20 protein-coding genes are annotated in these 20,217 nt (G+C 39.3%); 13 read left to right on the forward strand and 7 right to left on the reverse strand.

Annotated elements, in window-relative coordinates; genetic code table 11:
* Nucleotides 1-3 precede the first annotated feature (3 nt).
* Genes secA through JMN32_RS25395 form a run of 3 tightly spaced genes read left to right on the forward strand, consistent with a single transcriptional unit; the run spans nt 4 to nt 5,061 of the window.
* Nucleotides 4-3,354, forward strand: coding sequence for a preprotein translocase subunit SecA (gene secA, locus JMN32_RS25385; RefSeq protein ID WP_202859219.1), 3,351 nt, complete (start codon nt 4-6; stop codon nt 3,352-3,354).
* Between the two features lie 3 nt (nt 3,355-3,357).
* Nucleotides 3,358-3,867: an SPOR domain-containing protein gene (locus JMN32_RS25390; protein ID WP_202859220.1), complete on the forward strand. Its 510-nt coding sequence runs from the start codon at nt 3,358-3,360 to the stop codon at nt 3,865-3,867.
* On the forward strand, nt 3,868-5,061 hold the full coding sequence (locus JMN32_RS25395) for a M20 metallopeptidase family protein (protein WP_202859221.1): 1,194 nt from the start codon (nt 3,868-3,870) through the stop codon (nt 5,059-5,061).
* Between the two features lie 90 nt (nt 5,062-5,151).
* On the opposite strand, the gene JMN32_RS25400 is transcribed toward JMN32_RS25395, so the two are convergent.
* Entirely contained in the window at nt 5,152-6,864 is a 1,713-nt protein-coding gene (locus JMN32_RS25400) for a Na/Pi cotransporter family protein (RefSeq protein WP_202859222.1), read from the reverse strand.
* A 217-nt stretch (nt 6,865-7,081) separates the two neighbouring features.
* Between JMN32_RS25400 and JMN32_RS25405 the strand changes: the two genes are divergently transcribed.
* The 10 genes from JMN32_RS25405 to JMN32_RS25450 all read left to right on the forward strand — a co-directional run bounded on the left by JMN32_RS25405 (nt 7,082) and on the right by JMN32_RS25450 (nt 15,390).
* The gene (locus tag JMN32_RS25405) at nt 7,082-8,050 is read left to right on the forward strand and encodes a PstS family phosphate ABC transporter substrate-binding protein (protein WP_202859223.1); all 969 of its coding nucleotides are present in this window, start codon (nt 7,082-7,084) and stop codon (nt 8,048-8,050) included.
* 51 nt (nt 8,051-8,101) lie between these two features.
* On the forward strand, nt 8,102-8,980 hold the full coding sequence (pstC, locus tag JMN32_RS25410; RefSeq protein ID WP_202859224.1) for a phosphate ABC transporter permease subunit PstC: 879 nt from the start codon (nt 8,102-8,104) through the stop codon (nt 8,978-8,980).
* Entirely contained in the window at nt 8,973-9,830 is an 858-nt protein-coding gene (gene pstA / locus JMN32_RS25415) for a phosphate ABC transporter permease PstA (RefSeq protein WP_202859225.1), read from the forward strand. The genes pstC and pstA overlap by 8 nt, the downstream gene beginning before the upstream one ends.
* Nucleotides 9,831-9,845: 15 nt before the next feature.
* On the forward strand, nt 9,846-10,598 hold the full coding sequence (gene pstB / locus JMN32_RS25420) for a phosphate ABC transporter ATP-binding protein PstB (RefSeq protein WP_202859226.1): 753 nt from the start codon (nt 9,846-9,848) through the stop codon (nt 10,596-10,598).
* 56 nt (nt 10,599-10,654) lie between these two features.
* Nucleotides 10,655-11,329: a phosphate signaling complex protein PhoU gene (gene phoU / locus JMN32_RS25425; RefSeq protein WP_202859227.1), complete on the forward strand. Its 675-nt coding sequence runs from the start codon at nt 10,655-10,657 to the stop codon at nt 11,327-11,329.
* 220 nt (nt 11,330-11,549) lie between these two features.
* The gene (locus JMN32_RS25430; RefSeq protein WP_238354626.1) at nt 11,550-12,638 is read left to right on the forward strand and encodes a Na/Pi symporter; all 1,089 of its coding nucleotides are present in this window, start codon (nt 11,550-11,552) and stop codon (nt 12,636-12,638) included.
* A 49-nt stretch (nt 12,639-12,687) separates the two neighbouring features.
* The gene (locus JMN32_RS25435; protein ID WP_202859228.1) at nt 12,688-13,839 is read left to right on the forward strand and encodes a porin; all 1,152 of its coding nucleotides are present in this window, start codon (nt 12,688-12,690) and stop codon (nt 13,837-13,839) included.
* Between the two features lie 75 nt (nt 13,840-13,914).
* Entirely contained in the window at nt 13,915-14,259 is a 345-nt protein-coding gene (locus JMN32_RS25440; protein ID WP_202859229.1) for a phage holin family protein, read from the forward strand.
* A 2-nt stretch (nt 14,260-14,261) separates the two neighbouring features.
* Nucleotides 14,262-14,651, forward strand: a complete 390-nt coding sequence (locus JMN32_RS25445) for a hypothetical protein (protein ID WP_202859230.1) — start codon at nt 14,262-14,264, stop codon at nt 14,649-14,651.
* Entirely contained in the window at nt 14,629-15,390 is a 762-nt protein-coding gene (locus tag JMN32_RS25450) for a geranylgeranylglyceryl/heptaprenylglyceryl phosphate synthase (RefSeq protein WP_202859231.1), read from the forward strand. The genes JMN32_RS25445 and JMN32_RS25450 overlap by 23 nt, the downstream gene beginning before the upstream one ends.
* On the opposite strand, the gene JMN32_RS25455 is transcribed toward JMN32_RS25450, so the two are convergent.
* From JMN32_RS25455 to panD, 6 genes are all read right to left on the reverse strand, one after another.
* Entirely contained in the window at nt 15,376-16,299 is a 924-nt protein-coding gene (locus JMN32_RS25455) for a helix-turn-helix domain-containing protein (RefSeq protein WP_202859232.1), read from the reverse strand. The two genes, JMN32_RS25450 and JMN32_RS25455, sit on opposite strands and share 15 nt — an antisense overlap.
* A 101-nt stretch (nt 16,300-16,400) precedes the next feature.
* A complete protein-coding gene (locus JMN32_RS25460; protein WP_202859233.1) occupies nt 16,401-17,543 on the reverse strand; it encodes an acyl-CoA dehydrogenase in 1,143 nt (380 codons plus the stop codon).
* A 92-nt stretch (nt 17,544-17,635) separates the two neighbouring features.
* Nucleotides 17,636-18,331: a zinc metallopeptidase gene (locus tag JMN32_RS25465; protein WP_202859234.1), complete on the reverse strand. Its 696-nt coding sequence runs from the start codon at nt 18,329-18,331 to the stop codon at nt 17,636-17,638.
* A gap of 15 nt (nt 18,332-18,346) precedes the next feature.
* Nucleotides 18,347-18,832: a D-glycero-beta-D-manno-heptose 1-phosphate adenylyltransferase gene (rfaE2, locus tag JMN32_RS25470; RefSeq protein WP_202859235.1), complete on the reverse strand. Its 486-nt coding sequence runs from the start codon at nt 18,830-18,832 to the stop codon at nt 18,347-18,349.
* Entirely contained in the window at nt 18,813-19,817 is a 1,005-nt protein-coding gene (locus tag JMN32_RS25475) for a lysylphosphatidylglycerol synthase transmembrane domain-containing protein (RefSeq protein WP_202859236.1), read from the reverse strand. Before JMN32_RS25475 ends, rfaE2 begins: the two co-directional genes overlap by 20 nt.
* Nucleotides 19,818-19,862: 45 nt before the next feature.
* Nucleotides 19,863-20,213, reverse strand: a complete 351-nt coding sequence (gene panD, locus JMN32_RS25480) for an aspartate 1-decarboxylase (RefSeq protein WP_202859237.1) — start codon at nt 20,211-20,213, stop codon at nt 19,863-19,865.
* Between the last annotated feature and the right edge of the window lie 4 nt (nt 20,214-20,217).

A 20,217-nucleotide genomic window follows, 5' to 3' on the forward strand; every position in this document is an offset into this window, starting at 1 on the left:
ATTATGTTAAAGTTTATTGCAAAGATATTCGGTACAAAGTCTGAGAAAGACATCAAGACTTTAATGCCGCTGGTTGACAAAATCAATCAGGAATATGCTCAGTACGCGAGCATTAGCGACGACGAACTAAGAAATAAAACCACTGATATACAGGACCAAATAAATGCAGCACTCAAAGGTATTGATGACAAAATAGCCGCGCTGCATCAAAAAGTTGAAGACAACCCAGATCTCGACATTCATGAAAAAGAAGAGGTCTTTTCAGAAATAGATAAACTGGAGGAGACTAGAAATAAAGACCTTGAAAAAGTCTTGATGGATGTACTTCCTCCCGCCTTTGCTGTAGTGAAAGAAACTGCCAGAAGATTCAAAGAGAATGAAAAACTGGAGGTAACTGCTACAATGCATGACAAAACCATCGCTGCAGAAAAATCAAATGTAGAAATCCATGGAGAAAAAGCTATATGGCATAACAAATGGCTTGCTGCTGGCACAGAAGTGACCTGGGAAATGCTTCACTATGACGTACAGCTTATTGGTGGTATCGTTTTGCATCAGGGGAAAATCGCTGAAATGGCTACGGGTGAAGGTAAAACCCTAGTAGCAACTTTACCTGCATTCTTAAACGCCCTGGCAAAGAGAGGCGTACATGTTGTTACCGTAAACGATTACCTGGCAAAAAGGGACAGTGAGTGGATGGCTCCGATTTTTGAGTTCCATGGCCTTAGAGTGGATTGTATTGATAAACATGAGCCTAACTCAGACGCCAGAAGAAAAGCCTACCTTGCGGATATCACATATGGAACTAATAATGAATTCGGATTCGACTACTTGAGAGATAATATGTCTCGTGACCCGCAGGAGCTTGTGCAAAGAAAGCATCATTATGCCATGGTCGATGAAGTTGACTCGGTTCTTATTGACGAAGCACGAACACCACTAATCATTTCAGGACCTGTACCACGCGGAGATGAACACGAATTTTATGATTTAAAACCGCGAATTAGTAAACTGGTAGAGGCACAGAAAAAAGCTACTTCCCAGTTTTTAGTTGAAGCCAAAAAGTTGCTTTCAGACCAAAATGAAAAAGAAGGTGGTTTAGCTCTTTTTAGGGCTTACAGGGGTTTGCCAAAACACAAACCATTGATCAAGTACCTGAGTGAGCCCGGGATTAGACAGATATTACAAAAAACCGAGAACTATTACCTTCAGGACAACCAAAAAATGATGCCTGAGGCTGATGAGCCTTTATTCTTTACCATAGATGAAAAACATAATAGCATCGAGTTAACAGAAAAAGGTATTGACCTGATTACTGGAGAAGGTGAAGATCAAAATTTCTTTATTATGCCTGATATTGGCACTGAGGTCGCTCAACTAGAAAAAGATGAGCAAATGACCGATGAAGAAAAGGTGGCTAAAAAAGATGAAATCATCAAAGACTATGCTGTGAAGTCGCAGCGTATACACTCTGTTAACCAACTTCTGAAAGCTTATACCTTATTTGAAAAAGATACAGAATATATTCTTGTTGATGGTAAGGTTAAAATCGTTGATGAGCAGACAGGTCGTGTAATGGATGGTCGAAGATATTCCGATGGTCTACATCAAGCTATTGAAGCTAAAGAAAATGTAAAAGTTGAAGATGCAACGCAAACTTATGCTACCGTAACTTTGCAGAACTATTTCAGGATGTACCACAAACTTGCAGGTATGACGGGTACAGCTGAAACAGAAGCTGGTGAATTCTGGGAGATCTACGAGCTTGACGTTGTAGTAATACCTACCAACAAGCCTATTGCCAGGGCGGATAAGCAAGACATGGTTTATAAAACCGTTCGAGAGAAATTCAATGCAGTGGTAGATGAGGTTGTAAGCCTGACCGAGCAGGGTCGTCCTGTATTGGTAGGTACTACTTCTGTAGAAATTTCTGAGTTATTGAGCAGAATGCTCAACATGAGAAAAATCAAGCATCAGGTGCTTAACGCAAAGCAACACCAAAGAGAGGCTGAAGTTGTAGCTGAAGCAGGAAAACCTGGCACAGTAACCATCGCCACAAACATGGCAGGTAGAGGTACCGACATTAAATTATCTCCTGAGTCCAAAGCTGCCGGTGGACTCGCTATTGTAGGTACGGAAAGGCACGAATCCAGACGTGTAGACAGACAGTTAAGAGGTCGTTCTGGCCGTCAGGGAGACCCAGGTTCTTCGCAGTTCTTCGTATCACTGGAAGATAATCTGATGAGGATGTTTATGCCAGAGCGTATTGCACGTATTATGGATAAACTCGGATTACAGGAAGGTGAAGTTATTTCACACTCCATGGTAACTAAGTCTATAGAAAGAGCTCAAAAGAAAGTAGAAGAAAACAACTTCGGCATTAGAAAAAGACTACTGGAATATGATGATGTAATGAACTCTCAAAGGGAAGTGATTTACAAGAGAAGGAGAAACGCGTTGTTTGGCGAGCGACTTCAACTCGACATCATGACCATGCTTTTTGATACATGTGAGGACATCGTTGTCAACACTAAAGGAGGAGAGAACTTTGAAAGCTTTAAACTTACTGTACTTGGAGTATTAGGTATTGATTTCGAAATTTCGAAAGAAGAGTTTGAGAAAATATCAACAGAACAATTAACAGACAAGCTCTACAATCAGACCTACGAATTCTATAAACGCAAAAACAAAGGCATTGCTGAAAAATCATTACCTATCATCAAAAATATTGATGAAACCAGAGGTGCCAATATTGAAAATATCATGGTGCCATTTACGGATGGTAAAAAGCAAATTGGCGTAGCTGCCAATCTGAAAAAATGTGTTGAGACGGAAAACATGGAGTTAGTAAAAGCCATGGAAAAAATGGCAACTTTAGCCATCATTGACCAACTATGGAAAGATCACCTCCGTGAGATGGACGACTTAAAACAAAGTGTTCAAAATGCTGTCTACGAACAAAAAGACCCGCTTTTGATCTACAAATTTGAAGGTTTTGAGCTATTCAAAAGGTTTATTGCCAAAGTAAATGAAGACACTATATCATTCTTGGTAAAGGCCGATATTCCCATCCAGGAACCTGAGCAAGTACAAGAAGCAAGGTCTCAAAGAAAACAACAGCTAAAAGAACAAAAAGATGAATCTCGCTCATTACTAAGTGGTGGTGGCAGCGACAATGCCCAAACCAACAGACCTCCTGCAGAAAAAACCATGCCTATAAAGTCAGAAAAGATTGTAGGCCGCAATGATAAGGTTACTGTGCAGTACATGGACGGTCATATTGAAAAAGATGTGAAGTTCAAGAAAGTAGAGGAAGATATCAGAAATAATAAATGTGTATTAGTTGAAGATTAATTCATGATCAAACAATTAACCTACTGTCTAGTTATCTCTATAGTGGCATTCGGCTGTAAAACCAGTTCCGTCATCAGTTCTACTGATACGGAAAAGTATAAAGAGGATCTATCACAACTTCGCCCAAAGTATGAAAAGCCTGAGGTTGCCGTGGATTCAAGCTCTACAGAAACTGTTAAGGACTTTAGTGATGTTTCTCCCACAAACGATGTAACTGCTAAGTTAGATGCTATACTGGACGAGATTGATGAACTTAGGAAGGATATAAGCTACATTGATGGTTTCACCATTCAGGTTTACTCTGGCACTAACAGCGAAGAAGCACGGTTAGCGAGAGGAAAGGTATACTCGATACTTCCGGAATCAAGCCCGAAATTAAAGTTTGACGAACCGAATTTTAAAGTAAAAGTTGGCGAGTACTACTCAAGAATAGAAGCCAGAAGGTCATATTCTCAGCTGAAAAAGAAATTCCCTGGCGCTATAATTATACCCCAAAGAATTTACCTTCATTAAATGTCATTAAAACAGCAAATAAAGGAGCTTGCGGCCCGCAATGCCAACGATATTATCAATATCAGACGTCATATTCATGCCAACCCTGAGCTTTCGTATCAGGAATTCAAAACGGCCAAATATGTAGCTGAGCAGTTAAAAGCTATAGGTATTACTCCCAAAGAAGGGGTCGCAGAGACCGGACTTACCGCAGTTATCGAAGGCAAAAATCCTGACTCAAAAGTGTTAGCCCTACGAGCTGACATGGATGCTTTGCCCATTCTTGAAGCCAATGATGTGAAGTATAAGTCAAAAAATGAAGGAGTAATGCATGCCTGTGGACATGATGCTCATACCTCCTCACTACTTGGAACCGCAAAAATACTTCATGATCTAAAAGATCAGTTTGAAGGCTCTGTAAAGCTGATCTTTCAGCCTGGAGAAGAGAGAAATCCGGGAGGCGCTTCTTTAATGATCAAAGATGGTGCGTTGAAAAACCCAGCCCCGGGGTGCATCTTTGGGCAACATGTAATGCCACTATTACCTGTTGGAAAAGTAGGTTTTCGTGAAGGAATGTACATGGCAAGCTGCGATGAAATCTACCTCACGGTAAAAGGCAAAGGAGGGCATGCTGCCGTTCCTGAATTGACTGTAGACCCCGTGCTGATTGCTTCTAACATTATTGTATCTCTTCAACAGATTATCAGCAGAAACGCCAGCCCTAAAACCCCAACCGTACTGTCATTTGGAAAAGTCATTGCCAACGGTGCTACCAACATCATTCCTGATGAGGTAAATATTGCAGGGACCTTCAGAGCAATGGATGAAGAGTGGAGAGCCGATGCACATGCAAAAATCATAACTATGGCTGAAAACATCGCAACCGCTATGGGAGGGAGATGCCAAGTAGAAATATCAAAGGGATATCCATTCCTGGTCAATAACCCGGAAATTACCAAACAAGCCCGGGCTTCGGCGGAAGAGTTTCTTGGAAAGGAAAACGTTGTCAACCTAGATCTTTGGATGGGAGCAGAGGACTTTGCTTATTACACACACGAGGTTCCGGCATGTTTTTATAGGCTAGGAACCAGAAATGAGGCAAAAGGCATTACTTCATATGTTCATACCCCTACATTTGATATTGATGAAGATGCTTTGGAAATAGGAGCTGGAATGATGGCTTGGATAGCCCTAAACAAGCTGCAAAACATGTAATTGTATTTTTGATTATTTCCAAAAAAAACTAAAAAGCCTAAGGCATTTTTCAGCTTTAGGCTTTCTCATTATTCACTTTTTTGTTATTAATTACGCAACCATATCTTCTTCGTCCTTAGCCAATTCACCTGTAATGGCCTCCGACACATTGATTATATGATCCCCTACACGCTCAATCAGGTTATATAGATCAGAGTAGACAATACCACTCATGATATCATAATCACCTTTTTCAATATTTTTGAGATGTTTCTTTCTAAGTCTGTCGCGCTTTTTATTAATAGCAGCCTCATGTTCAATAGCAACGTTAAGGTTTACCTGATCATATTCCATACTGAGATTAGTGATCATTACCTTAAACGCATCATCGATAAGCTCTAGCATCTCCTGCAAATTCTTGATCTGACGCTCAGAGAACCATGCATCGCTTTCATTTTTTCTTTCAACAGCCAGCGACATTTGGAAGAATAGATCACCTATCCTTTCCAAGTCATTGATAATTGACAACATTCCTCGAAGTCTCAGAGAAGACTCGCTACTTAAGTTGGAGGTCGAAACCTTAGACAAGTAGTCAGCTATCTCCAGTTCTACTCTATCCGTAATTTCTTCATACTTCTTGATGCGCTTCATCAGCTTAGTCCTCGCCTTCATTTTCCTCTTTTCAATCAGAGTCTGTACAAAACCAGACATCCTTGAAGTAAGCTCGGCAAATTTTGCAATTTCCTTTCCAGCCTCCTCCAGGGATATTTCAGGGGTAGCCATAATTGGTGTACTAATGTACTCCAGTCGAAACTCTTCATCTTCACCTTTAGAACTCACATACTTGATCACCACTTCCGAAATCTGTTTAACAAAGCCTACCAAAAGCAACACATTAATAATATTAAATACTGAATGGAATATCGACAAAGCAACTGGCACCGCTTCCGGAGTATCAAATGGAGAAACATTATGATACTTTACCATATAAGCATCTATGCCATTAAGGAATAACGGAAATGCCAGCAACATCCACAATACACCAAATATGTTAAATATAAAATGTGCTCGTGCTGCTCTTTTAGCATGAATATTACCCACCAATGCAGCTATATTGGCTGTTATAGTAGTTCCTATATTTTCTCCCAGTACCATGGCTGCTGCAAGATCAAAAGATATCCACCCTTGGTTAGCCATAACTAGGGTAAGTGCCATACTGGCACTTGACGATTGTACTACAACAGTTAATATGGTACCAATAGCAATAAACAATAGAGTAGAAAAAATACCCGCGTCGGTGTAGCTACTTAAAAACTCCAGTACCTGTGGGTTTGACTTTAAATCAGGTACCGCACTTTTCAATGCCTCTAATCCCATAAATAATAAAGCAAAACCGATAATAACCTCGCCCCATGACTTCCAGCGGTTCTTAGAAGAGAATAATAGAGGAAATCCAAAAGCGATAATAGGGAGAGCTACGGCAGCGATCTTCACCTTGAACCCTACTATCGATATGATCCAGGCTGTTATTGTAGTTCCTATATTAGCTCCCATTATGACGCCTATAGACTCCACCAGAGAAAGTAAGCCAGCATTAACAAAGCTCACTACCATAACCGTTGTGGCTGAAGAGGACTGAACAAGTGAGGTAAGTAAAAACCCGGTTATTACCCCCATAAACCGGTTTGAGGTCATTGCCCGAAGTATCTGTCGCATTCTGCCACCAGCTACTTTCTGTATGCCCTCACTCATAACTTTCATCCCATAGATAAAAAAACCAAGGGAACCTACCAGGGTGAGGACATCAAAGAAATCAAATTTCATAGCGCTAATTGGTAAAGGTCAAAACCTGAGCGATTTAAAACTAAACCTCAGATCAAATGTTATAAATTTTGAAAGGGGCAAAGTAATAGAAATTATTCAGAGAATAGAAGCTTTACGTTTCTTTTAGTTAACATAAACTTAACATTAACTTAACATCAAATATCCTTGACGCAATGGGCTTAAGGGTAATTTTGCAGAAATTTTAAATAAAAAAAGCATGAAATTCAAGGCAAATTTAATCCTTATTCTATTTGCAGGAAGCTTCTTAATTTCTTCTTGTGGCCAAAAATCATCTGATTCAAATGATTCAAAATCTGAAAATCAAATTGAGGGAGAAGTAAAAATTGATGGTTCAAGCACCGTTTATCCTATCACTGAAGCTGTTGCTGAAGAATTTAGAGCCGAACAACCAGACATTCAGGTAACTGTAGGAGTTTCAGGAACTGGAGGTGGCTTCAAAAAGTTTTGCCGTGGCGAAATTGACATTAATGATGCTTCAAGACCAATAAAGGATAAGGAAAAAACAGCTTGTTCAGGCGAGAACATAGATTTCGTTGAGCTAACTGTTGCTTATGATGGATTAGCAGTTGTAATTAACCCTGAAAACGACTGGGTTGACCACTTTACTGTTGAAGAGCTTAAAAAAATATGGGAACCTGCTGCACAGGGAGCAATAACAAAGTGGAGCCAAATCAGACCTGAGTGGCCAGATGAAGAATTTAGCCTTTACGGTCCTGGTGTTGCTTCAGGAACTTACGATTACTTTACTGAAGCTATCGTTGGAGAAAGTGGCGCTAGCAGAGGTGATTATACTGCAAGTGAAGACGATAATGTTTTGGTTCAGGGAATTGCCGGGGACAAAAATGCTATTGGGTTCTTTGGACTTGCATACTTCGAAGAAAACCAGGACAAATTGAAACTCATAGCTGTAAAACATGAAGGCGAGCCTGTATTACCATCTTTGGAAACTGTAAAGAGTGGTGAATACGCTCCTCTTTCAAGACCTATCTTCATATATATTAACAGAGGAGCAGCTGACAGACCCGCCGTGAAAGCTTTTGTAGACTTCTACCTTGAAGTGGCTCCGGAACTAGTTCAGGATGTAGGGTACATTCCCCTTCCGAATGAAGAGTATCAAAAAGAAAAATCCGAGTTTGAAAGCTTTGTTCAAACAGCAAAACAATAAATTATTGAATTGTGCCAGGTGTCAAAGCCTGGCATATTACTTTAAGCTATTTTGAAAAATACTGGAGAAAAAATTATTGAGGGCGCTTTAGCATTTAGCGGCCTCATTACCATTCTCACTACGTTAGGAATTATCTGGGTACTGGTCTCTGAATCATTCAGTTTCTTTCAGGTAGTGTCGGTTTCAGACTTTATTACAGACACAGAATGGACTCCCCTATTTACCCAAAAACATTATGGGATACTACCACTTCTTGCAGGAACATTTCTCACCACGGCAATTGCAATTCTTACTGCAATGCCTATTGGAATTTCCATTGCGGTATATTTAAGTGAGTATGCTCCCAAAAATTTCCGAAAAAGCATAAAACCTGCGCTCGAAGTGCTTGCTGCCGTACCTACTGTAGTTTACGGTTTTTTTGCGCTAACTGTAGTAACTCCTTTTTTGCAAAGCATTATTCCAGGTTTAGGTAGTTTTAATGCGTTATCAGCGGGTCTTGTTATGGGAATTATGATTATTCCAATGATCTCATCCCTTAGCGAAGATGCGCTACACTCACTACCGAAATCACTTCGTGAAGCCTCATATGGTATGGGAGCTACTCGATTCCAAACGGCATTTAAAGTGGCCGTACCGGCAGCATCATCAGGCATCATTGTTTCAATCATTCTGGCTATAGCCCGTGCAATAGGAGAAACTATGATTGTAGCCATTGCTGCAGGTCAACAACCCATTCTAACCCTGGATCCAAGAGATGCTGTTGAAACCATTACTGCATATATTGTTCAGGTAAGCCTAGGGGATGTTCCTCACGGGTCACTTGCATACAAAACCATATTTGCAGCAGGTATTACATTATTTATTTTCACATTTATCCTTAATAACATCAGTTTCTGGATAAAGAAAAAATACCAGGAAAAGTATGACTAAGCTTAAGCAAAACAGGATCATAGACTCCACTTTTAAATACTTCGGCATTTTCTGCACGTTTTTTGGGTTGATAGTTCTGGCAATATTTATTTTTAATATTCTTACAGAAGGTGTTCAACGCATCAATTGGGACTTCCTTAGCAATCTACCTTCACGAAGGCCAGCCAAAGCAGGTATATTAACAGCATGGACAGGTACAGCATGGATACTAGGTCTAACGGCAATCATTTCGATACCTCTTGGTGTGGCAGCCGGTGTTTACTTGGAAGAGTACGGTAAAAAGAACAGGCTTGCATCAATCATTGAAATCAATATTGCCAACCTGGCCGGTGTTCCTTCTATCATTTATGGCCTGCTTGGTCTCGAAATCTTCGTAAGAACATTGAACTTTGGAGGCAGCCTGCTTGCCGGTGCTTTTACACTAGCATTACTTATATTACCTATTATTATTGTAGCCACCAGAGAAGCTCTTAAAGCTGTTCCTAAATCTTTGAGAGAAGCGTCTTTTGGAATGGGGGCAACCAAATGGCAAACCATATGGTACCAGACACTTCCTGCTGCTTCAGGAGGCATTTTAACAGGGATCATCCTGGCCCTTTCTCGAGCTGTTGGAGAAACTGCCCCATTGATTGTGATTGGTGCACTCGCCTACGTTCCTTTTGTGGCCTCAACCCCCATGGACGAGTTTACAGTGCTGCCCATGCAAATATTTAACTGGGTATCCAGACCGCAGCATGGGTTTGTCATCAATGCCGCAGCAGCAATTATTATTTTATTACTTATTACCTTTATAATGAATGGAATAGCTATTTATTTACGTAATAAATGGCAGAAAAAAGTAAACTGGTAAGTTTATATTATAAGAATGAAACATATTGAAGCAAATAATGTCAACGCTTATTATGGCGAAAACCATGTGTTGAAAGATATTTCCCTGACTATGAAAGCTAATACGGTAACGGCATTCATTGGCCCTTCCGGCTGTGGAAAATCTACATTCCTACGTTGCCTTAACCGCATGAATGATTACATAGACGGATTCAGAAAAGAAGGTGATATTTTTATTGAAGGAAATGATATTTATGATAAAAAGGTCAGAGTTGAAGAGCTAAGGCAAAAGGTGGGTATGGTATTCCAAAAGCCAAATCCATTCCCTAAAACAATTTTCGAGAACGTTGCTTACGGATTGAAAATACAAGGGATCAAAAACAAAAATATATTGGAAGAAGCAGTGGAACGCTCTCTACAACAGGCCGCTCTATGGAATGAGGTAAAAGACTCTCTGCATAAGTCTGCACTTTCACTGTCAGGCGGACAGCAACAAAGAGTATGTATAGCCCGAGCATTAGCGGTAGAACCTTCAACCCTTCTTATGGATGAGCCTGCTTCTGCCCTCGACCCTATTTCAACGGCCAAGATCGAAGATCTTATTGCAGAGTTAAAAGACAACTATACCATAGTAATTGTAACTCACAATATGCAACAGGCTGCAAGGGTAAGTGATAAAACAGCTTTCTTTTATATGGGTAACCTCATAGAATACGACAAAACAAAAGAGTTATTTACGAACCCTAAAAATGAGAGAACAGAAAACTACATCACAGGAAGATTTGGGTAAAAAGAACCACCTCAGTTAAACTCATTTAAAACACAATACCTATACGCTACAGACATATGTCACATTTAGATCCGGAAATAGACTCATTAAAGAACACGCTCCTTGAAATGTTGGAGCTGGTAACATCACAATTGGTTAAATGCAAAGAAGCTACTTTTGATGCGGACGCTGACTTAGCCAAAGAGGTGATCTCCATGGAAAAAAGAGTAAACTCACTTGAACTTGCCATAGACAAACGATGTGAGAACATTTTGGCACTCTACAATCCCGTGGCAACAGATCTGCGTTTTGTACTGGCCGCTTTTAAAATAAGCAATGACCTGGAGCGTATAGGCGATAATGCTGAGGGTATTGCCAACTTCCTCTTTGATGTTATGGAAAAAGCTGAAGACGACATGATTGAAAAATTTAAGCTCAACATGATGTACGATGTGACTATTTCCATGCTTCATGACATGGAAGAGGCAATGGAGAATGAGGATACTAAGCTAGCCAGAAAGATCTTCAAAAAGGATGATCAATTGAATGAGAATAACAAAAATGCATCAAAAACTGCTGCAGAACTTATAGAGAAATACCCTAATAAAATAAAGCTCATCCTTAAACTTTTCTCGATAGTAAGAAAGTTAGAGCGTGTAGGTGATTTGACAAAGAACGTTGGGGAAGAACTTATTTTTCACATCGAAGCCAAAGTCCTTAAACATAAAAAGGACCAGAAAAAGAAAAAGTAACCTGTTATCTAAGGTACATGAGCGAATTTAAAAGACCAGCCTCATTAATTATGTTGCTGGTCTTTCAATTCTTAGATAAGATGCTGAATACTTAACAATTAATTAACCTACAGGAAATATATAGGATTTATAATAAACCTACCTTTGCACCTTCATTTAAGCCCCGCCGTTAGCTTTGGTTAAAATCATCACAGATACATTAATTTCAAACAGGTGGCTGTTGATAAGAATAGCGATCATCATTGCATCGATATTCCTGTTCTTGTTTTCGATTGACCTGATGAGTGATTCTTTCAAGCATCTCAGTAAAGAAGCTATAGAATCCATTCTCAAAGCTGCATCAAACCCGTTCATTGGCCTTTTCATAGGATTACTTATTACAGCCCTGATACAAAGCAGCTCTACCAGTACAACATTGATTGTAGCAGCTGTTGCCTCTGGCTCCATAAATTTAGTAGATGCTGTACCCATGATTATGGGCGCAAATATTGGCACCACAATTACAAGTACTATTATTTCGCTTAGCTACATTGGCAATAGGGAACAATTCAGAAAGGCTCTTTCCGCCGCTGTAGTTCATGACTTTTTCAATATTCTAGTGGTAATGATACTTTTCCCACTTGAGCTAAAGTATGAATTCCTATCCTCAATGGCCGATAAAATTTCGTCTACATTGATTGGAATAGATGCTACTGAAGCGATCCATCAGGCACCATTTAAATTAATCGACTTTTCCCCTATCACAAGTCTATATACGTCCATCATTGACATTGCCATAATCAACCTATTATTCTCCTTCTTACTATTATTTGCTTCAATAAAAATACTATCAAGGATTATATCAAAGCTTCTCATAGGAGAGTCTGAAGAAAAACTACAAAAATACATTTTCAATAATACAGGCATGTCATTTCTATGGGGCACTTTCGTGACCTCCATTATCCAGTCGAGTTCAATAAGCACATCATTGGTGATTCCGTTTGTAGCAACCGACAAGATATCCCTAAGAAAAATAACCCCGTTTATAATAGGCGCCAATGTTGGAACTACAATAACAGCTTTTATAGCTGTATTTTTTAAGTCTTACGAACTGGTAAGCATAGCCATTGTACACCTTACTTTTAACATTATAGGTGTAATGATCTTTTTACCATTCCCATGGCTAAGAGAGGTTCTCACCAAAATGGCTGAAAAGTTTAGCGCGCTAGCATCCAATTACCGATTCACGGTTATCATTTATATACTAATGATATTCTTTATCATTCCTTTCTGCCTTATCTATTTCACCAAAGGATTTGAAAGCCTATGATATACTAATCTTTAATTAAACTCATACATAATTAAACTCATACACAATCATGAACAAGTTAAAATATGTTCTACTAGCATTATTTATTTTCCCTTTATTATCCTATGCTCAGGATACAACTTCTAACAGCTTTGGAAAAGGGATAAAGATTGCAGCTAAAGATTCTTCTTTCTACATGAAATTTAGCACCAGGTTTCAAACACTATATGATGGAAACCTAAACCTTGAAACAGACGAATGGACTGACAAGATGCTGATCAGAAGAGCCCGACTTAAGTTTGAAGGGTTCGCCTACGATCCCAGGCTTGAATACAAAGTAGAATTAGCCATTAGTAACCGCGATAATGGGAAAATTAATGCAGAATCAAATCTTGCAGCAAACATTGTACTTGATGCGGTATTAAAGTATCAATTTGCCCCAGGCTGGGAAGTTTGGTTTGGACAAACAAAACTACCTGGCAACAGAGAGCGTGTAATATCTTCTCAAAAACTACAGTTTGTTGACCGTAGCCAGGTAAACTCCAAATATAATATTGATAGGGGCCAAGGTATACAGATACACCATGAGCACAATGTAGGTAATGCTGTTTTGAGAGAGATTGGGTCAATTTCCATGGGAGAAGGAAGGAACCTTACCATCGACAACATTGGTGGTTATGAATATACCGGAAGGGTAGAATATTTACCCTTTGGTAAATTCGCCAGCAGCGGAGACTATTTTGGGTCCGATCTTAAAAGAGAAAGTACCCCTAAACTGTCTATAGGCGTTACTTACGATCAGAACAACAACGCCCCTCGTGAACGTGGCTTTGCAGGAGACTTCTTGAGCGAACACCATGACCTTAAGACATACTTTGTAGATGCTATGTTTAAATACCAAGGTTTTTCCGGCATGTTTGAGTATGCTAACAAAAGAACAGATGGCTCTCCGGTCACTTCCGAAGGAGCCTTTTATACTGGTACAGGTGTAAACTTCCAGATGGGATATTTATTCCAAAATAACTTCGAAATAGCCGGTCGCTATACAGACATAACTCCTGAAAAAGTTACAGGCTACGAAGGCATAACTGAATTAACACTAGGTGTTTCAAAATATTTTGTAGGCCATAGCTTAAAAATTCAAAGCGACTTATCGCATGTAGATAATGAATTTAGCGATAACGAATTGAGATACCGCTTTCAGGTGGAGTTGGCCTTCTAAATGTACTTTGAGGAATCCTGCTATTTTGCTTATCTTGGTTCAAAAATCAAAACGTGAGTGAGAAAAAAAGGATTTATGAGCTTTTTTAAACTGGATAGTTTATTTGAACATCTAGCCGCATTTATAGAATCAAAGATAGATATATATAAGATAGAGCTTAGGGAGGAAGCTTCCAAAGCTCTATCCAAGCTGATGGTTGGATTACTTTTATTCAGCCTCGGCTTTTTTTTTATTATGTTTCTCAGTATGGCTGCCGGCTATTACTTCAGCGCACTGTTGGGAAGCTTTTTTTATGGCTTTTTGATCATTTCAGGAATTTATTTGTTATTGTTTACGCTGATATTCCTTCTAAAAGAAAAATTGGGATTGAAAGAGTTTTTTGATAAGCAAATAGACAGTTGGCTAAATTCTAACAAATAAATATGATACCGGAAGCCACATCGAATAAGAAGAGAAGAGAAGAACTGGAACAAGACTCACAAAGGCACAAAGAGGCATTTGAGGTTGAACTGTCAGAAGTTATTGACAAAACAAAACGTATTGCCACATCTGCACTGGTCGTGGGAGGTAGCTTTGCTCTCACCTACTACCTCATAAAGAAACTGACCAGCAAAGATTCAGAAAAAAAAACAAACGTTGATAAAAATACAGAGAGCGTTACAATTCAGAAAAACCCTTCTTTATTTTCAACAGTCGGAAACGTTATTTTAACAGAAATGGCTGTATTTTTGCTCGACTTGGCCAAAGAAAGGCTAATAAATTATATCGAAAATCTCAATTCCAGGGAAGATGAACATTCTAAAGGCGCTTGAAGAAAGAACTCAAAAAGGACAAAAATCTTTAGCCGTACTCATAGACCCGGATAATGTCGATGACACCTCCTCTATCAATAGTCTGCTCAATCTTGCCAAGGAATGTTATGTTGATTATTTCTTCGTAGGAGGTAGCCTAATTACTAATAACAACTTGGACAGGATTATCAAAACTATTAAGACCAGTTGCGAAATCCCTGTGGTACTGTTTCCTGGAAGCAACATGCATCTTGATCTTAGTGCAGATGGTATTCTATTTCTCAGCCTTATCTCCGGTCGAAATGCAGACCTTCTCATTGGACAACATGTAATAGCAGCTCCAATTTTAAAAAACAGCGGTATTGAGGTCTTGCCTACAGGTTATATGCTCATTAACTCTGAGCGCACCTCGGCAGTCTCATATATGAGCAACACCTCTCCCATACCACCTGATAAATACTCCGTAGCAGCCTGTACAGCCATGGCAGGAGAAATGTTAGGCCTGAAACTCATCTTTATGGATGCGGGAAGTGGAGCACGGGAAGCCATAACCCCTAAAATGATCAGCCAAGTCAAAAAAGTAATAGATGTCCCACTTATCATTGGGGGGGGTATAGATTCGGCCATAAAAGCTAAAACCTCTATAGAAGCAGGGGCTGATATGATTGTAATAGGAAATGCGATAGAAAAAAACCCCAATCTATTGATTGAGGTTTCTGAAAAAATTTATGATTTCAACAGATCCTTAAATATTCATTAAGGTTTCTCTCTTTCTCATTTTTCCTGCAGGTATACCATACATCATCTTAAATCTTCTACAGAAGTAAGCTGTGTCCTTATAACCACAAGCACGACCAATATCCCTGATACTCATTTTTGTTGTTCTAAGTAATTTAACAGCATATTCCATACGCTGATACTCAATATAATCCTGAGGATTAATACCCGTAAGCGTTTTAAAGTACTGACCTACATAATCTTCGGAAACATCTGCCACGTCAGACAATGTTTTGTTGGTCAACTCACCTCCAAGATTATCTTTGATATACTTAAACAATTTGATCAAACGGGGATCCTTGAAGTAGGTACTGTTTGTAGCCATCTGCTCAACAAAAAGCCTCTTCTGAAGGATGTGACGAATAACCTCAACTACCAACAACTCCGTTTTTAACTTCACCACTCGCTGATTACCTTCAAGTCGGGTCTCCTGTTCTTTTACGATGTCATATATCGTGCTGTTCACTTTAGAGTTTTCTAAAGTAAAGGCCGGTATATCTAGCGCCGTAAAGAAATTAACCGTATCAAATACTTTTGTTTCAAAAACAATAGATGTAAAATCAGCTACAGGTACACCTGAAATATCCTCAGGGTTCGTCTTAAAATATTCCGTTTGCTTATAACTAAACTCTTCCAGAGATAACTCGGGACTTCTATCATCTACCTCACCAAATGAAAGAGGTGTATACCTCATGGCAGGGATAAATAGCGCATGACCTTCCTTCAACAACTCATTATCCTTTCCAAATCTGACAATTCCTTTTTTGAGAATAAGAATTGTGTTTTCGGTTTCTTCGTAATCCTTAATAGAAAAAGGGTGTGATACTTTTATATTATTGGACTTTACGAACTTAATTCCTAAGGATTCAATTATTTTATTGTAATCTTCCATCACGTTACTGTATTAAACCAACCCCAAATATAAATAAGTTCAACCAAATATTCATGCACTTTTCCAAGTTACATATAATTTTTTTTAGAATTGAGAAGAAATTAGCTCTTAAGTAGCTCTCGTGCAATCACAATCTTCTGAATCTCAGAAGTTCCCTCGTAGATTTGAGTGATCTTAGCATCACGCATTAATCTCTCTACATGGTACTCTTTAACGAATCCATATCCACCATGTACCTGCACTGCTTCAACAGTAACATCCATAGCAACCTTTGATGCAAATACCTTCGCCATTGCTGCCGCTTTCACATAATTCTTACCCTGATCCTTCAAAGATGCCGCATTCAAGCACAAAAGTCTCGCTGCCTCAATCTGGGTTGCCATTTCTGCAAGCTTAAACTGAATAGCCTGATGCTCTGCAATAGGTTTGCCAAAAGCCTTACGTTCCTGAGAATATTTCAGGGCTAACTCATAAGCACCTGAAGCGATACCCAAAGCCTGAGAAGCAATACCAATACGTCCACCGTTCAATGTAGCCATAGCGAACTTAAACCCAAAACCATCCTCTCCTATTCTATTCTCCTTTGGTACTTTAACGTCTGTAAACATCAATGAGTGTGTATCAGACCCTCTGATTCCCAATTTATTTTCTTTTTTACCTACCACGAAGCCATCCATACCCTTTTCTACGATCAGAGCGTTTATACCTTTATGCTTCTTTTCCGGATCAGTCTGAGCGATCACAATGTAAACTCCTGCACTGTTACCGTTGGTAATCCAGTTCTTAGTACCATTAAGCAAGTAATAGTCTCCTTTATCTTCAGCCGTTGTTCGTTGACTTGTGGCATCAGAACCCGCTTCAGGCTCGGACAAACAAAAAGCGCCTATAATTTCACCCGTAGCTAGCTTTGTCAGGTATTTCTGCTTCTGCTCTTCGGTAGCAAACTTCTCCAACCCCCAGCATACCAATGAATTGTTAACAGACATAGCGACTGAACATGATGCATCTACTTTAGAGATCTCCTCCATCGCCAACACATACGAAACAGAGTCCATACCACCACCGTTATACTTAGGGTCAACCATCATTCCCATAAAACCTAACTCACCCATTTTCTTGATTTGTTCGGCTGGGAATTTTTGCTCTTCATCCCTTTCGATTACTCCCGGAAGCAGTTCATTCTGAGCGAAATCACGCGCAGCAGCCTGGACTGCTAATTGTTCTTCTGTCAATTCAAAGTTCATTGTTTATACAGGTTTTAATATTTTGTAAAAAAGTTGAGGGTTATTATGCATGCATAATAACCCTCAAAATTACAAATTTTATCTTACTTTACTTAGTCTCGACTCCCCAAAAACAAGCTGATGTAATAAAGCAGTGTCACCAAAGAAGCTACCGCAGCTACTACATACGTCATGGCTGCCCATTTCAACGCATCTTTAGCCATTCCATGCTCTGAAGAAGTAACAATTCCTCGTTCCTCAACCCATGCGAGTGCCCTCTTACTGGCATCAAATTCCACAGGTAGAGTTACAAACGCAAATAAGGTAAATACCGTATAACACCCTATTATAACTAACAGAGCCAATTTAAACGGTATCAGCGAAGGGAGTAAGAACCCTCCGAACAGCATCATCATAAAGATAACATTCATAATTCTGCCGCTAGCATTTTGAACTGGCACCATAGCCGATCGAAATTCAAGCATACTGTATGCTTTGGCATGTTGTACAGCGTGACCACATTCGTGTGCTGCAACTGCCGCAGCGGCAGCATTTCTACCGTAATAAACAGCCTCGCTTAGGTTAACTGTTTTATTTACCGGGTTATAGTGATCCGTCAACTTACCTTCCACAGATGTCACTTTCACATCATGAATACCATTGTCTGTCAACATAAGTTGGGCTATTTCAGCTCCTGATAAATTTTTGCTTAGTGGTATCTGCGAGTATTTTCTAAATTTACTCTTCAGTCTTGAGCTAACTGCAAAACTGATGATACCGAAAACAATCATAATGATTATAATTCCCATATTCTTCTCCGATATCTAACTTTGTTGTTTTATTTTTTCTATAATATTTGAAGTGGAAAACCCCTCTACGAGAGCAATAGTCTCCACTTTTCCTCCGTTAGCCACAACAATATCTGCGCCAACGATATTTTCTGCCAAATAGTCATTTCCTTTAACGAGAATGTCAGGTTTTAGTTCCTTAATTAACTCATAAGGAGTATCTTCATCAAAATAGGTCAGCGCATCAACAAAAGCTAAGGAAGCCAAAAGCCTGGCTCTGGCATACTGATCATTTAGGGGTCTGTCTTTTCCTTTAAGGCGTTTTACTGAACTATCCGTATTTAAACCTAACACAAGTTTATCACCACGCTGACGAGCTTTTTCAAGATAGTCAACATGACCAAGGTGCAAAATATCGAAACAGCCATTAGTAAAAACGACTTTTTTACCCTCATTCTTCCAGCCCTGAACAATCGACTGCAAGCTACTTCGATCTACAATCTTACTTTTTGTGGACTTCAATTTTCTTTTTAGATATCTGGCTCATAAACAGAGACAATGCTCCTACAACAATTATAACCAAAGTTTGCCATCCATGAAATATAAATGTAAAAGGTACGGCTTTCTCCTCGGGCAATGAGTATAAGATCACCAGGCCCAATGGCACTAATATATGGAAGCTTCCCGCACCTCCTGGCAAAGGAATGGCCATTGCAATACCCCCTATCACAAAAATAGTGAGTGCAGCAAGAATACCTAAATGAGCAGTTTCAGGAAATGCCAGCATCACCAGATACATCATCAGGTAATAGCATAACCATATCAGCAAAGAGTAAACAATAAACAATACTCGCTTTTCTAGCTTAAATATACTTGTTACTCCACTTTTTAGGCCTCGCATCATACCCCTTATTTTTGACATATAACGGAGCGCAAGATACCGCTTACTGTTAAATATGTACCTTACTATAAGTACCACAGCAATAATAAATACCACAACACCCACTAATAAAGTGTATGAGAAGCTTGAATCTTGCCCAGAAGATGTTAGTTTTTGAATTTCATCAGACTGAAAGAAGTAAAGCAGATTATCTAACTCAATGAAAAAGGCCGTTGTGAGCAAAACGACAAGAAAAATAAGGTCAATTATTCTTTCCATCACCACTGTTCCAAAAGAAACATCTACAGGCACTCTGTTTAACCTGTAAAGGTTATAGCATCGTGAAACTTCACCTCCTCTTGGAATAGCCAAATTGATAAAATACCCAACCATAACAGACATAAAACTATTACCCAAAGGAATATGATGGCCGAGAGGCTTTAACAATAACTTCCACCGCTCTGCTCGCAGCACATGACTAAAAATAGCAGCAAAAGCAGACAAAAAAAGGAAAGGTTTATTTGCGGAATCCCAGGTCCTTACAACAAAACTCCACTTACTTTCTCCTCCTGATACCTGAATATTTTGAAAAGACAGCCAAAGTAAAAAGGCTGTAATGCCAAGCATAATTATATACTTAACAGTATTTTTAACTCCAGAAGCCATACGTGGTTACTGCAGCAGTTTATTATCTGCATCAGGGAATATAAGCGTAGGCTCAAAAGTTTTCGCGTCCTCAAAGTCCATGATGGCATAGGAAATGATGATCACGACATCACCGACCTGAGCTTTTCGGGCTGCCGGCCCATTCAGGCATATCATACCACTCCCCCTTTCACCTTTAATAATGTACGTTTCTAATCTTTCACCATTATTCACATTGACTATCTGCACTTTTTCTCCTTCTATCATATTGGCAGCATCCATCAAATCTTCATCGATAGTAACGCTACCTACATAATGCAATTCAGCCTGAGTGATTTTCACACGGTGGATCTTCGATTTTAAAACTTCAATATTCATCGAT

Origin of the sequence: Fulvivirga marina (assembly GCF_016775155.1) — a bacterium.
GTDB lineage: Bacteria > Bacteroidota > Bacteroidia > Cytophagales > Cyclobacteriaceae > Fulvivirga > Fulvivirga marina.

What these genes read in the sequence shown, in the direction of transcription:
- JMN32_RS25460 (WP_202859233.1), bottom strand. Translation starts at nt 17,543, where the DNA reads ATGAACTTTGAATTGACAGAAGAACAATTAGCAGTCCAGGCTGCTGCG.
- JMN32_RS25465 (WP_202859234.1), bottom strand. Translation starts at nt 18,331, where the DNA reads ATGGGAATTATAATCATTATGATTGTTTTCGGTATCATCAGTTTTGCA.
- JMN32_RS25455 (WP_202859232.1), bottom strand. Translation starts at nt 16,299, where the DNA reads ATGGAAGATTACAATAAAATAATTGAATCCTTAGGAATTAAGTTCGTA.
- JMN32_RS25445 (WP_202859230.1), top strand. Translation starts at nt 14,262, where the DNA reads ATGATACCGGAAGCCACATCGAATAAGAAGAGAAGAGAAGAACTGGAA.
- JMN32_RS25440 (WP_202859229.1), top strand. Translation starts at nt 13,915, where the DNA reads ATGAGCTTTTTTAAACTGGATAGTTTATTTGAACATCTAGCCGCATTT.
- JMN32_RS25400 (WP_202859222.1), bottom strand. Translation starts at nt 6,864, where the DNA reads ATGAAATTTGATTTCTTTGATGTCCTCACCCTGGTAGGTTCCCTTGGT.
- phoU (WP_202859227.1), top strand. Translation starts at nt 10,655, where the DNA reads ATGTCACATTTAGATCCGGAAATAGACTCATTAAAGAACACGCTCCTT.
- JMN32_RS25475 (WP_202859236.1), bottom strand. Translation starts at nt 19,817, where the DNA reads ATGCTTGGCATTACAGCCTTTTTACTTTGGCTGTCTTTTCAAAATATT.
- JMN32_RS25390 (WP_202859220.1), top strand. Translation starts at nt 3,358, where the DNA reads ATGATCAAACAATTAACCTACTGTCTAGTTATCTCTATAGTGGCATTC.
- JMN32_RS25435 (WP_202859228.1), top strand. Translation starts at nt 12,688, where the DNA reads ATGAACAAGTTAAAATATGTTCTACTAGCATTATTTATTTTCCCTTTA.
- JMN32_RS25395 (WP_202859221.1), top strand. Translation starts at nt 3,868, where the DNA reads ATGTCATTAAAACAGCAAATAAAGGAGCTTGCGGCCCGCAATGCCAAC.
- pstA (WP_202859225.1), top strand. Translation starts at nt 8,973, where the DNA reads ATGACTAAGCTTAAGCAAAACAGGATCATAGACTCCACTTTTAAATAC.
- pstB (WP_202859226.1), top strand. Translation starts at nt 9,846, where the DNA reads ATGAAACATATTGAAGCAAATAATGTCAACGCTTATTATGGCGAAAAC.
- secA (WP_202859219.1), top strand. Translation starts at nt 4, where the DNA reads ATGTTAAAGTTTATTGCAAAGATATTCGGTACAAAGTCTGAGAAAGAC.
- JMN32_RS25450 (WP_202859231.1), top strand. Translation starts at nt 14,629, where the DNA reads ATGAACATTCTAAAGGCGCTTGAAGAAAGAACTCAAAAAGGACAAAAA.
- panD (WP_202859237.1), bottom strand. Translation starts at nt 20,213, where the DNA reads ATGAATATTGAAGTTTTAAAATCGAAGATCCACCGTGTGAAAATCACT.
- JMN32_RS25405 (WP_202859223.1), top strand. Translation starts at nt 7,082, where the DNA reads ATGAAATTCAAGGCAAATTTAATCCTTATTCTATTTGCAGGAAGCTTC.